Annotated in this window: 12 protein-coding genes; 8 read left to right on the top strand and 4 right to left on the bottom strand. The window is 41.7% G+C overall.

The genetic code is table 11. The features are described from left to right. Positions 1 to 23 precede the first annotated feature (23 nt). From aroC to CVT07_RS08225, 4 genes are read right to left on the bottom strand one after another with little or no spacing between them, the layout of a single operon-like run. On the bottom strand, positions 24 to 1,091 hold the full coding sequence (gene aroC / locus CVT07_RS08240) for a chorismate synthase (RefSeq protein ID WP_107936620.1): 1,068 nt from the start codon (positions 1,089 to 1,091) through the stop codon (positions 24 to 26). An 8-nt stretch (positions 1,092 to 1,099) separates the two neighbouring features. Beyond that, positions 1,100 to 1,771 (bottom strand): ribonuclease III, encoded by a 672-nt coding sequence (rnc, locus tag CVT07_RS08235; RefSeq protein WP_107936622.1) that lies wholly within the window; start codon positions 1,769 to 1,771, stop codon positions 1,100 to 1,102. Then, positions 1,768 to 2,202 (bottom strand): ribonuclease HI, encoded by a 435-nt coding sequence (gene rnhA / locus CVT07_RS08230; RefSeq protein WP_087583474.1) that lies wholly within the window; start codon positions 2,200 to 2,202, stop codon positions 1,768 to 1,770. The genes rnc and rnhA overlap by 4 nt, the downstream gene beginning before the upstream one ends. Further along, positions 2,180 to 3,205 (bottom strand): tetratricopeptide repeat protein, encoded by a 1,026-nt coding sequence (locus CVT07_RS08225; protein ID WP_107936624.1) that lies wholly within the window; start codon positions 3,203 to 3,205, stop codon positions 2,180 to 2,182. The genes rnhA and CVT07_RS08225 overlap by 23 nt, the downstream gene beginning before the upstream one ends. Before the next feature lie 61 nt (positions 3,206 to 3,266). On the opposite strand from CVT07_RS08225, the gene dnaG reads away from it, so the two are divergent. The 8 genes from dnaG (at position 3,267) to CVT07_RS08185 (ending at position 13,704) form a co-directional block, all read left to right on the top strand. After that, positions 3,267 to 4,979, top strand: coding sequence for a DNA primase (gene dnaG / locus CVT07_RS08220; RefSeq protein WP_196375726.1), 1,713 nt, complete (start codon positions 3,267 to 3,269; stop codon positions 4,977 to 4,979). Positions 4,980 to 5,077: 98 nt separating this feature from the next. Further along, entirely contained in the window at positions 5,078 to 6,316 is a 1,239-nt protein-coding gene (locus tag CVT07_RS08215) for a M20 family metallo-hydrolase (protein WP_107936628.1), read from the top strand. Between the two features lie 2 nt (positions 6,317 to 6,318). Further along, the gene (locus tag CVT07_RS08210; RefSeq protein ID WP_107936629.1) at positions 6,319 to 7,638 is read left to right on the top strand and encodes an amidohydrolase; all 1,320 of its coding nucleotides are present in this window, start codon (positions 6,319 to 6,321) and stop codon (positions 7,636 to 7,638) included. After that, a complete protein-coding gene (gene pepE, locus CVT07_RS08205) occupies positions 7,635 to 8,333 on the top strand; it encodes a dipeptidase PepE (RefSeq protein ID WP_107936631.1) in 699 nt (232 codons plus the stop codon). The genes CVT07_RS08210 and pepE overlap by 4 nt, the downstream gene beginning before the upstream one ends. A gap of 14 nt (positions 8,334 to 8,347) precedes the next feature. Next, on the top strand, positions 8,348 to 9,658 hold the full coding sequence (gene dcuC, locus CVT07_RS08200; RefSeq protein WP_107936633.1) for a C4-dicarboxylate transporter DcuC: 1,311 nt from the start codon (positions 8,348 to 8,350) through the stop codon (positions 9,656 to 9,658). A 9-nt stretch (positions 9,659 to 9,667) separates the two neighbouring features. Then, the gene (pepT, locus tag CVT07_RS08195; protein ID WP_107936635.1) at positions 9,668 to 10,891 is read left to right on the top strand and encodes a peptidase T; all 1,224 of its coding nucleotides are present in this window, start codon (positions 9,668 to 9,670) and stop codon (positions 10,889 to 10,891) included. Between the two features lie 59 nt (positions 10,892 to 10,950). Then, on the top strand, positions 10,951 to 11,940 hold the full coding sequence (locus CVT07_RS08190; RefSeq protein WP_107936637.1) for an argininosuccinate synthase domain-containing protein: 990 nt from the start codon (positions 10,951 to 10,953) through the stop codon (positions 11,938 to 11,940). Positions 11,941 to 12,129: 189 nt separating this feature from the next. Further along, the gene (locus tag CVT07_RS08185) at positions 12,130 to 13,704 is read left to right on the top strand and encodes a retention module-containing protein (RefSeq protein WP_107936639.1); all 1,575 of its coding nucleotides are present in this window, start codon (positions 12,130 to 12,132) and stop codon (positions 13,702 to 13,704) included. Positions 13,705 to 13,732: the final 28 nt, after the last annotated feature.

The raw sequence follows: 13,732 nt of genomic DNA, 5'->3' as shown, positions 1-13,732 counted from the left end.
CTAGTTTGGTGGCAAAGTCAAATTTAGCCGTAAATTTTCTTTAAATTTTCAAGCTTTGTGCTTGCATTTAGTAAGAGCATATCAGCAAGAACTAGCCTTATCATCGCGGTTGCTACGACGCTGCCACGTATGCCTATGCAAGGATCATGCCTACCTCTTAGCTCAAAATCCACCGCCTCGCCAGCTAAATTTAGCGTCTTTTGCTCTTTAAATATCGAAGGCGTTGGCTTAAAATGGCTCTTTAGCACGATTTCAGCGCCACTGCTTATGCCTCCAAGTATGCCACCAGCGTTGTTGCTCAAAAAGCCAAGCTCGTCCATTTCGTCGTTGTTTGCTGAGCCAAGCATAGAGCTTACATTTACGCCAGCGCCGATCTCTACGGCTTTTACTCCGTTTATGCCCATTAAAGCAGCTGCCAAAGCGCTATCCAGCCTATCATAAAGTGGCTCTCCAAGACCAGCTGGCACGCCTCTAGCCACGCTTAAAACCACAGCTCCGACGCTATCGTGCTCACTTCTAGCTTTATTTACCGCCTCTTTCATCGCCTCTTCGTTGCCAAGGGCGTAAATTTGCGAATTTTTGGCAAAAGCAAAATCAACCTTGTCGCTAACAACCTTGCCAATGCCAAGCACACCGCTTAAAACTTCTATCTTAAATTCATTTAAAAGTAGCTGTGCAAATGCCCCACCAGCAACCCTTACTGCAGTCTCTCTAGCACTCGCACGCCCACCGCCTCTGTGATCTCTGATGCCATATTTTTTAAAATATGTTAGATCAGCATGCCCAGGGCGGAAAATCTCACGTAAATTTTCATAGTCATTTGACTTTTGGTTGTTGTTAAAAATGGCAAAACCTATCGGCGCCCCAGTACTCATGCCATCAAAGACGCCGCTAAAAATTTCTATCTTATCAGCCTCATCTCTTGCCGTTGTGAAGCTACTTTGTCCAGGACGACGTTTGTCAAGCTCGCTTTGGATAAAATCCACATCGATCTTTAACCCAGCAGGTATGCCGTCTATCACGCCACCAATCGCCACCCCATGGCTCTCGCCAAAGCTAGTTAAGGTTAGTTTTTTGCCAAATGTGTTCAAAATTTATCCTATTTTTTGATTTTTTCTAGCGCTATCTTTGCTGCGAGCTGTTGGGCTTGCTTTTTGGAGTTGCCAACGGCACGTGAAATTTCCTTGCCATTTAGCAGTAGAGCTATCTCAAATTCTTTCTTGTGATCAGGGCCAAAAGAGCTTATAAGCTCGTACGTTGGTATAACGCCAAGGTTTGCTTGAGTGACCTCTTGAAGGGCGGTTTTGTAGTCTTTTTCAAGGTGCGCAAAGTCGATCTTTGGGTAGCAAAGCTCAAGCAGTGTGATAGAAATTTCTCTAACTTTATCAAGTCCAGCCTCAAGGTATATTGCACCCATCACCGCCTCAAATGCGTCGCTTAAAATGCTATCTTTCTCTCTACCGCCGTTATTTTCTTCAGCTTGGCTAAGCCTTAAAAACTCGCCCATTTTTAGCCGCCTAGACATATTTGCAAAGCTTTTTTCATTTACAAGTGCGGCACGAAGTTTGCTCATGTCGCCCTCTGCGATCTTGCTAAATTTCTTAAAAAGATACTCAGCCACGAGCAGATCCATCACCGCATCGCCCAAAAACTCAAGCCTCTCGTTATTTAACGCCTGCTTGGTGCTCTTATGCGTTAGCGCCTCTTCTAAAAGCTCAGATTTTTTAAATTTATAGCCAAGATTACGTTCAAATTCTTCTAAATTTTTCATATCTTATTCTCATCTTTTATTTTTAATGCCTCGTCTCTTGCCATCTGGTCACACTCCTCGTTTTCAGGATGTCCAGCGTGCCCTTTAACCCAGCTAGCCACGACTTTATGTGGCTTTGAAATTTCTAAATACTCCTGCCAAAGCTCGACATTTTTTACATTTTTAAAATTTCTCTTTTGCCAGTTTGCAAGCCACTCATTTATGCTATTTACCACGTATGAGCTATCGGTTATTAGCCTAACTTCACATGGCTCTTTTAGTGCTTTTAGCCCCATTATCGCAGCTTTTAGCTCCATTTGGTTGTTTGTCGTATATGCCTCGCCGCCACTTGCTTTTTTCTGCGCTTCGTTAAATCTCAATATATAAGCCCAGCCGCCAGCTCCAGGGTTTCCAAGGCATGAGCCGTCACTAAAAAGTGTTACTATCTTCACTTGCTTTTTCTGTGATGTGGGATAAAATTTTGACACTTCCTAGCTCGTGACAGACTGGACAGCGGTAAAAGTGCATAGGAAATGAGTTTTTGCAGTTTTTGCAAACGTAGTTAAAGCTTAGCCCTGCCGCGTCAAATTTAGCGTCCTTTAGCCTTTTTATGACATTTAGCTCAAAGCCGTAAATTTCGCATGGACCTTCTATATCGCCCTTTGCATAAAAGAGGGATTTATATTTTGGATCGCTTAAATTTATAGGTGTTTTTAGGTTGTAAAGTAGATCAAGCACATCTTCAAATTTGGCAAAATCTTTTAAATTTTCTAAATTTTCATTGTGTCTTATGAAAAGGGCTAAGATCATGCGCTTTAAAAGCTCAAAATTTTGGCTAAGGTGTGAGAGAATTTCCACCTTTTCACTAAAGCTTAAATTTCTATCATCAAGCGTGCTGATCGCCTTTATATAGGCCTTTTGATCTTTTACATTTGTCCCTAGCTCTTCAAGCGAATTTAGCGCATAAAGGGCTTCTTTATAGTTTTTAAGCTTCTCATCTATCATCGTTAAAAAGCGCAGTGCGAGGACGTTTCTAGGGCTTAGCTCAAGCGCTTTTTCAAAGACTTCGCTAGCTTTTTTTAAAAATCCAGCCTTGAAATAGACCTCTCCAAGCTCGTTTAGGATAAATTCCTTCTCGTTTTTATCTTTTACCTTTTCAAGTGCGATTAGATAGACGCCGATTGATTTTTCAAAGTCGCCATTTTTGGCAAATGTTTGACCTAGCATGCTAAGGCTTGGTATATCTACTTCTGGACTTTTTAGCATCTGCTTGTGCTCGTCGCTTATGCCATCTTTGCTGTCAAATTTCTTGATAAATTTCTCGATGCGTTTTTTCTCATCTTTACTTGAAAATATGCCCCAAGCGTAGCTTAAAGCAGCGATCATCAAGATGATACTAAATAGAATAATAAGGCTAAATATCGGATCTCTGTGCCCAATGAAAAAAATATCCACGCTAACACTTTGTAATAAAATTTTACTTTAATTATAACAAAGCAGTTGTATAATTTTGCTTATGATAGATCCAAAATCCATTGAAAAATTAAAAAACCAAATAGACATTGTTAATATCATTGAGCAGTATATCCCTGTTAAAAAGATGGGCTCAAGCTACAAGTGTGTCTGTCCGTTTCATGACGACAAAAACCCAAGCATGAGCATAAATCAAAACAAGCAGATGTATCACTGCTTTGCCTGCAAGGCTGGCGGAGATGCGGTTAAATTTGTGATGGATTATGAAAAGCTAACCTACCCAGAGGCGATAGAAAAGATCGCTCAAATTTCAAATTTCAGCCTTGAATACACAAATGACAAGGTGCCAACGCAAAAAGAAAATAAGCACATTTTAGAAAAGGTAAATGCCTTTTATAGAAGTGAGTTTTACAAAAACGAAGCTGCCGTTAGATATATAAAGTCGCGTGGCATAAATGATGCGATGATAGAGAAATTTGAGCTTGGCTGGGCTGGAGATAGTAAAAGCACTATTAGGCTTTTGCAAAATGAAAATATCGAGCCTAAAGAGGCGCTTGAAGTTGGCATCGTAAAGCAAAATGAAAAGGGAATTTACGCTAGTTTCATCGAGCGCATAACATTTCCTATCTACTCGCACACGACAAGGCTAGTTGGCTTTGGCGGTAGAACGATCTCAGATCACCCTGCAAAATATGTAAATTCGCCCCAAAGCTCGGTATTTGACAAGTCAAAGCTGCTCTATGGCTACCACCTTGCTAGACAAAGCATATTTGAGAAAAAGCAGATCATCATAACAGAGGGCTATTTAGACGTCATCATGCTTCACTACGCTGGCTTTACAAACGCTGTTGCCGTGCTTGGCACCGCACTTACTACAAGTCACTTGCCGCTTTTAAAAAGGGGCGAGATAAGCGTGGTGCTTTGCTTTGACGGAGATGGCGCTGGCATAAATGCGGCCATAAAGTCGGCTCATCTACTAAGTATAAATAAGATAGATACCAAAGTAGTCATCATAAGTAACGGCGCGGATCCTGCTGATATGGTCTTTGCAGGCAAGATAAAGGAGCTTAATGAGCTCTTTGGCTCAGGCGAGGACGCGGTGAAATTTTATATAGAAAAGATCATGCAAAAGTATGACATCACGCGTTCAATGCAAAGAGATAACTGCCTAAGCGAGATAAAAGCCTATATGGACGAGCTTGGAGATGAGATAGCAAGCTCGTATGTGGCTGAGGTAGCGGCAAGATTTAACCTCACTCCACAAAGCGTAGCAGATAGGTTTGGGCTAAAGCAGAAGCCAAAAAATGAAAATAAATTTAAAAGAGAATTTAGAAAAAAAGGCAAAGATGAATTTAGCAACTCTGTCATGGTAGATGAGGTGCCAGCTGTGATGAATAAAGACCCGCTTGAGTTTGCACTTTTTAAAACCATGCTAAATAACCCAAACTACAGAGATGAGATACTCTCAAAGCTTGGGGCTAGATACTTTATAAAGCATCCTGAGTATCTAAACGCCATCCTTTATAGATACGACGTGAGCGATGAGCAGATGGTTAGAGAAATTTTAATGGACGAAAATATCCATGAGATCACCGATGCAACCACTTTGCAAAAGGCTATTTTAAATATGCAAATCGCCTTTTACGAGAACGAACAGCAAATTTTAAAAGGCTCTGACAACCCAAATAAGATAGAAATTTTAGAAAAACTTCTATTTATCATTAAAGATCTCAAGACTCAGCTTTATAAAATTTAAAAACTCACACTTTTTCAGCTTCAAATCATAAAACAAAATGTAAAATGCTTAAAGTAATAAATCTTTTTAAGATTGGCTTTATATTTTAAGGATTTATGATGATAGACGCTAAAAGATTTGAGAGAAATTTTAACGCTATAAGCGAGTTTGGAGCGCTAAAAGGTGGAGGGCTGACAAGACTAGCCTTTAGCAAAGAGGACCTTGAGGCAAGAAAATTTCTTATAAATTTGATAGAAAAAAATGGCTTTAAACTTAAAATTGACAATGTCGGCAACATCTACGCCATCTATGATGATGGCTGCGAGGTGGGAGCAAAGCCAGTTTGCGTGGGCTCTCACATAGATAGCGTGCCAAATGGTGGCTTTTATGACGGCACACTTGGCGTCATGGCTGGTCTTGAGGCGCTAAGCTCTATAAAAGAGGCTGGCATCAAGCTAAAGCGCCCACTTTGGCTCATAAATTTCTGCTGTGAGGAGTCAAGCCGCTTTAAGACAGCCACTATCGGTAGCAAGATAATAAGCGGCAAACTAAGCCAGCAAAGGCTTCATGAGCTAAAAGATGAAGATGGTATCTCGCTTTTTGAGGCGATGAGCGCGGTTGGGTTTAAACCACAAAATTTAGATGAAGCCATCCTAAAAGAAAACTCCCTACACGCCTATCTTGAGCTTCACATCGAGCAAGGCCCAGTGCTTGAGCGAAGCGGCATAAGCGTTGGTGTGGTAAGCGGGATCGCAGCTCCTATTAGATTTGAGATCACAATACAGGGCAAGGCCGATCACAGCGGCGCAACGCCGATGAATATGCGTAGTGACGCCCTGCTTGCCGCCTCACACATCATAATCGCTGCAAATAAATTTGCTAAAAACAAAAAAACAGCCGTCGCAACCGTTGGCTACGTGCATGCAAAACCAGGCGTTTTAAACGTCGTGCCAGGCGAGGCAAGGCTTGGCGTTGATCTAAGAGATATCAACAAGGCTAGCTTAGATGAGCTAAATTTAGAGCTTAGAAATTTTGTGGCTGAGCTAAGCCGTGAGCTTAAATTTAGCTACGAGATAAGAGAGCTAAGCAGCGACGAGCCAGTAAAACTAAGCGAACACGCCATAAATTTACTTGAAGATGAAGCCAAAAAGCTTGGCATAAAAAGCCTCACGTTGCCAAGTGGTGCTGGGCATGATGCGATGAATTTAACAAAGCTTGCAAGCAGCGTTGGCATGCTCTTTATCCCTTGCGTGGATGGTATAAGCCACAACACCAAAGAGGCGATAAATTTTGATGACGCCGTTATGGCAACTAAAATTTTAACAAACGCACTAATAAGACTTTCAAACGAGGAGTAGTCATGGACAAAATAGCAAATTTAGCACTATCTTTAAAAGAGGACATGATCAAAGATCGCAGATACTTTCACTCGCACCCAGAAACTGGCTGGTTTACCTTTTTTACGACTGCGGTTTTAGCAAAAAGGCTTAGCGAGCTAGGATATGAAGTGAAGCTTGGCGAAGAGGTCGTAAAGAGCGATGCAAGGCTTGGAGTTGGCAGCAAAGAGCAGTGCCAAAAGGCGATCGAACGAGCAAAAAGCCTTTTAAATCCTGACGAAGCAAAATATCTTGAATGCATGAAAGATGGCCTAACTGGGCTGACAGCCTTCATCGACACAAAAAGACCTGGTAAATTTAGCGCCTTTAGATTTGACATCGATAGCGTTGATGTGACAGAGAGCGCGGAGGCTGCTCATAGACCTTGCAAAGAGGGCTTTGGCTCAGATATCGCTGGCATCACGCACGCTTGTGGGCACGATGGACACATGGCGATGGGTCTAGCGCTTGCAAAGCTGATCGCTAAAAATTTAGACGATTTTAACGGCAAATTTAAATTTATATTTCAAACAGCAGAAGAGGGCACAAGAGGCGCTGTGGCTATGGAGGCTGCTGGCGTGCTCGAGGGGGTTGAGTACCTACTTGGCGGACACATCGGCTTTCAAGCAGAAACCAACGGCGGCATAGTTTGCGGCACAAACAAACTGCTTGCAACTTCTAAATTTGACGTGCATATCACAGGTCGCTCAGCTCACGCAGCAGGAGCACCAGAAGAGGGAGCAAATGCCCTTTTAGCCGCATCTCAAATGGCTCTAAATATGCATGGTATCACAAGGCACGCAAAGGGCGTGACTAGGATAAATGTGGGCGTTTTAAGAGCTGGCGAGGGCAGAAACGTCATAGCACCAAACGGCTATCTGGCCTGCGAAACAAGGGGCGAAGATACAAATTTAAATGAGTTTATGTATAAAAAATGCATGGATATCGTAAAAGGTGTGAGTGAAATTTATGACGTTGAGAGTAAGGTCGTGATGACTGGTGGCACAAGCGGGGCAAATAGCGACAAAGAGGTGACTGAAATTTTCTATGAAGCAGCAAAGCAAAGTCCATTTATAGATGATGATAAGATCGTTAAAGAGCTTGATTTTGGCGCTTGCGAGGACTTCGCTCACTTTATGAGAGCTTTGCAAGATAGGGGCGCAAAGAGCGGATATATGATGATCGGTACAAATTTAAAAGCAGGCCATCACAACAGCAAATTTGACTTTGACGAGGAGTGCTTGGTCGCTGGGGTTGATATCTATCTAAGGGCTGCTTACAAACTAAACGGAGCTAAAAAATGAAAAATGCTTTATTAATCAGCGCTTCAAGCTACCAAGATACTGGCTACTTGAGACACTGCAAAAACTGGGTTAAGGACTTCTTGGGTGAGAGCGGTAAGGAGGAGATTTTATTTATCCCTTACGCTGGAGTTAGACGAACAAATGACGAATACGAGCAAAAGGTGATCGACCGCCTAAAAAATAAAAATATAAAGTCGATCCACCACTACGAGGATAAAATTTCAGCTATAAAAAATGCCAGCAGCATCGCAGTTGGCGGCGGAAATACTTTTATGCTTCTTTATACGCTTTATAAGTTAAATTTAGTTGAACCTATAAAAGAAGCAGTGGCAAAGGGCACAAAATACTTTGGCTGGTCAGCTGGCGCAAACATCGCTGGTAAGACGATGATGACGACAAATGATATGCCTATCATCATGCCAAAGTCCTTTGATAGCCTAAATATCTTCCCTTATCAGATCAATCCGCACTTTATAAGTGGCAAACTAGCAGGTCACAACGGCGAGAGCAGGGAGGAGAGGCTAGAAGAGTTTTTAATAGCAAATCCAAAAGAGACTATCTACGCACTGCCTGAGGGCACGGCTTTGCTCATAGAGGGTAGCGAAGCTGAGGTTATAGGACATAGCGAAATTTTAAAATTTGAGTATCAAAAAGAGATAGAAAAAATAGAAGTTGGAACTAAATTTAAAATCTAAACAAGGAGAGAGGTATGGATTCATTCAAACTCATTGCTGCCATTCTTGGCATCGTTGCAGTCGTCGCACTTCTAGTCTTAAAAAAAGAGACAAGAACGGTGCTAATAGGTGTTGGTTTGGTGCTTTGTATAATCGCACTAAAACCAATGGGCGCACTAAATGCTTTTACTGACTATATGACAAAAGCTGGTCTTATAAAGGCTATTTGTGCGAGTATGGGTTTTGCTTTCGTTATGAAGTACACAATGTGCGATAAACACCTTGTTGCGCTTCTTACAAAGCCACTTAAAAACGTGGGATTTATCTTGATCCCTGTAACAACCGTGCTAACTTACTTTATAAATATCGCCATCCCTTCAGCTGCTGGCTGCTCGGCTGCTGTTGGTGCGACGCTTATACCACTTCTAATGGCATCAGGTGTTCGCCCTGCGATGGCTGGTGCGGCTGTTTTTGCTGGTACATTTGGCTCAGTCTTAAGCCCAGGCTCTGCGCACAACATATATGTGGCTGATCTTGTTAAAAAGACAGTTGCAAACTACACAGTTCAAGACATTATAAAAGTGCAAATTCCTAGCGCATTTACAGCTCTTGTTATCGTAGTTATCATGCTAACTATCGTTGCTTTGCTCTTTAAAGACTATCAAAAAGGTACAAATTTCACTATCGAAAGCGGTGCTACAAGCGAAGAGAAGCCGCTATTTAAAGTAAATTTAATCTACGCACTTATGCCACTTGTCCCACTTGTGATCTTAGTTATCGGCGGAACTAGCCTTGCAAAAGACTATAGCTTTTTGGCATGGACAAAGATGGGCGTTGCTGAGGCGATGATACTAGGTGCGATCATAGCTATCTTTGCTACCCTTACAAACCCACAAAAGATCACAAAAGAGTTCTTTAACGGCATGGGTCACGCTTACGCTGATGTTATCGGTATCATCATCGCAGCTGGCGTCTTTGTCGCAGGTCTAAAGGCGTGCGGAGCTGTTGATGTGGTCATCGCGTGGTTAAAAACAGATCAAAGCTATGTTAAATTTGGCGGAACATTTGTGCCATTTATCATGGGTATAGTCACAGGCTCAGGCGACGCTGCTACATTTGCGTTTAACGAAGCTGTCACAACAAACGCCGCCGCTCTTGGCTTTGAGCAAGATAAGCTTGGTATGGCTGCAGCCATCGCTGGCTCACTTGGACGTTCAGCTTCTCCAATAGCAGGTGCAGCTATCGTTTGTGCTGGCATTGCTATGGTTAGCCCAGTCGAGCTCGCAAAAAGGACATTTTTGGGTATGTTTCTCTCTGTTGTGGCGATCGCATTTTTCGTCATCTAAGGATGAAAGATGGATATCGTAGAGAGATTTATAAACTATACGAAATTTAACACCACGACAAATAAAGAGAATGGATTAAAAGGCATTATGCCTTCTAATCCAACCGAGTACGAGCTAGCTCTTTTTATAAAAGATGAGCTTAGCTCGCTTGGCATCAAAGATATCATCTTGCAAGATAGTGCTATCTTGATAGCAAAGATCCCCGCAAACTGCGAAAACGCCCCAAGTATCGCCTTTTTTGCACACTTAGATACAAGTAGCGAGCAAAAAAACGACACAAAAGCGAAGATGGTAAAATATACAGGCGGCGACATCTGCCTAAACGAAGAGCAGGGCATTTACCTTAAATTTAGCGACAACCCAGAGCTTAAAAAATACGTTGGTGACGACATAGTCGTGACTGACGGCACTAGCTTGCTTGGGGCTGATGATAAGGCTGCGATCGCTAGCATTGTAAATATGGCTAGCTTTTTCATGCAAAATCCTGATGTAAAGCACGGCAAGATCGTGATCTGCTTCGTGCCAGATGAGGAGCAGGGCTTACTTGGGGCAAAAGCGCTTGATGTAAATTTGCTTGGAGCTGATTTTGGTTACTGCTTAGACTGCTGCGAGATAGGCGAGCTAATATATGAAAACTGGAACGCGGCTGACTGCACGATAGTCTTTAAAGGCGTTTCGGCCCATCCGATGAATGCAAAGGGCAAGCTTGTAAATTCGCTACTTCTTGCGCATAAATTTATCTCGCTTTTGCCAGGCGGCGAAGTGCCAGAGTGCACCGAGGGCAAAGAGGGCTATTTCTGGGTAAAAGAGCTTAGCGGAAACAGCGCAAAAACGACGCTCAAGATCGACATAAGAGAATTTGACGAGGTGAAATTTCAAAAAAGGCTTGAGTTTTTAAGTGAGATGGCAAATTCTTTTAATAAAATTTATGGGGATCGTTGCGAGATCACGCTAAAAACACGATATGAAAATGTCTTTAAGTTCTTAAAAGATGAAAACTCACTGCCTATAAAACTGGCAAAAGATGCCTTTAGCGAGCTAAATATCACGCCAAACATAAAGCCGATGCGAGGCGGATACGACGGTGCTGCGATCTCTGCAAAGGGCGTACCAACGCTAAATTTATTCACAGGCGGAAACAACTTTCACTCTATCTTCGAGTATTTGCCAGTTAGCAGCCTAAAAGCCTCAAGCGAAGTGATTAAAAAAATCGTAATTAACGCTGCTAAATAAACTTCATAAAAGCCTAGATTTAGTAAATTTAGGCTTTAAATTTTACTTTCAGGACAAAAATGAAGGCTTTAGCTTTGTTTAGCGGAGGGCTTGATAGCATGCTCTCTATGAAAATAATAAGCGATCAAAACATCGAAGTGGTCGCACTTTATATGGATACTGGATTTGGCGTGGATGAGGAGAAGCACGAAGTTTTAAGGCGCCGTGCAGCCTTGGCTGGAGCTAGCCTAAAGGTGGTTGATATGAGAAATGAGTATCTTCGTGATGTGCTTTTTAACCCAAAATACGGCTACGGCAAGCAGTTTAACCCTTGCATCGACTGCCACGGATATATGTTTAAAACCGCTCTTAATATGCTAAAAAGCGAAAATGCAAATTTCATAATCACTGGCGAAGTCGTGGGTCAAAGACCGATGAGCCAGCGCAGAGATGCGCTCTTTCAGGTTAAACGCCTAGCTGATGACGAGGATGATCTAGTGCTTCGTCCGATGTGTGCTAAACTCTTGCCGCCAACTAAGCCAGAGCGCGAGGGCTGGGTCGATAGAGAGAAGCTACTTGACATAAGCGGGCGCGATAGAAAGCCGCAGCTTGCTTTGGCAAAGGAATTTGGCTTTGAGGACTTTGCAACGCCCGGAGGTGGGTGTTTGCTAACGATCGAGAGCTTTGCTGTAAAGATAAAAGACTACTTGAAATTTGATAAAGAGATGCGAGATATCGACGTTACGTGGCTAAAACTTGGTAGGCATTTGCGCTTACTTGAAGGCGCTAAAATGATAATAGGGCGTGATGAGAGCGATAATAACGCACTTTTGGCTCATCCAAATGATAAATTTGAGCAGGTGAAATTTAAAGAGAGCGATGACATCGTGGGAGCTGTTAGCTTCATAAGTAAAAACGCAAGCATTGCCGACAAAGAGCTTGCTGCAAGGCTCGCACTTGCTTATACAAAAGCTAGCCAAGATGTTGAATTTGAAGTTAGCATCTCTAATGAGAAATTTATCATCAAACCTGAAGATAAAAAGCTAGCACAAGAGTTTTTTGTGAAGTAAATTTAAATTTGCAAAGGAATTTGCTCTAAATTTCTTTGCAATATCTAAAATTTCTAACTATTTCAAACCCCCATAAAATCTAAATTTACAAAATTTCCAGTCATAAATATGTCACAACTGTACCAAAGTACAATGGTTTGATTTTAATAAAACCGTTAAATTTAGGAAAAAATTTAAAAAGGGAGATGCATGTCAAAGGAAATAGGCGTAGTAAAAAATGTAACGCAAGGAAGCGTAAAAGCTGTAAGTCTAACAGGCGAAAGCAGAGAATTAAAAGTAGGTGACATAGTATATCAAGGAGAAAAGATAGTCACTGAATCAACTGACGCAAAAGTAGTAATAGCAAAAGCAGACGGAAAAGAGATAAGCTTAATAGGCAAAGACTCAATAAATTTAGACCAAAGTGTTGGTGAAAATTCTCAAACAACAGCAGACATAACTTCACTTCAAAAAGCGATCTTAAGCGGTGAAGGTCTAACTGGCTTAGAAGAGACTGCAGCTGGTGGAAACCAAGCAGGAGGAAACGCTGGAGGTGACGGAGTAAGTCTTGGTGCTGCTAGCTTTGCACAAGGTGGTCACTACTCAAATATAAATGCAAATTTTAATAACCTCTCATCTCAAGCAAGCGCAAATGCCCCAGTTCAAACAGGTGTAGGTGGTGCAGTTACACTTGACAACCTTGCAGCTGCTATTGATGCGATATATCCAACTAGCAATGTTCCAACTCCAACAATCACAACAATAATAGATGGTAGGTATGGTGGCAAATGGAATGCTGATGTAATAGGTGATCTATCAAATGACAATAGACCATTTATCAAAGGAACAGCAGAAGCTGGAGCTATAGTTGAAATCTATGACAATGGCAATAAGATAGATGAAACAAGAGCCTATGATGATGGCACTTGGGAGTATGTGGTGCAAAATGACTTTCCTGATGGAAAGCATACTATCACAACTGTGGCTGTTGTAGATGGCGAAAGAAGCCTTAGCAGCAAAGGAGCTGAGGTTACTATTGATGCAACTAAGCCAACAATAGAGTGGACAGATTTGCCACATAACATTATAAGAAAAAATGTAATTTCTATGAGCGATAGTGATCCTGAACCATCAATGACTGGAAAGACTGAGCCAAATTCTGAAATAAATGTAAGAATAGGCAAAATAGAAGATAGTGGAACTCATACAGTTTTTGAAGGTAAGGTAACAGCCGATGCTAATGGCAACTTCACAGTAGATAAATCTACAATGGGTGATGGTTTCCCAGAGCACTTTACGCCTGGCGAATACTCTTTCACAACACAGGTATTTGATCCTGCTGGTAATTCAAATTTTACAAAATTACCTAAAAACTATACGCCAAAAAATGGTGCATTCTCAATAGAGCGCATATATGATGATGAATTTAGTGATCTAACAGAAGTGCAAGGCGATTATAGTCCTGTTTATAGACCTGTTGATGGGGATAGAAAGCCAACATTTGAGGGCACAGCAGAAGCAAATGCTGAGATAACATTAGTTGTTAAGCATCATGGTTATGATTTTAATACAGAAACGAGAACTCCAGTTGAGATACAAGATATTTTAACAACAAGAGCTGATGAGAATGGCAAATGGAGCGTAGAGGCAAAAGTTGATTATAAAGATTCTATGCTTGACTACCACACAGTTGAGGCAAAAGCTACTAATCCATCAGGTGAGACACTTGATCTTACCCCAACTACATTCTTTATGCCAACAACTGCACCCGAAGATCACCTATAATCAATTATGCGAAGAGTTTTTCTCTTCG

This window comes from Campylobacter concisus (assembly GCF_003048875.2).
Taxonomy (GTDB): Bacteria; Campylobacterota; Campylobacteria; order Campylobacterales; family Campylobacteraceae; genus Campylobacter_A; species Campylobacter_A concisus_AU.
Note: the sequence above shows the minus strand (reverse complement) of the source record. Positions and strands in the feature narration are given on the sequence as shown.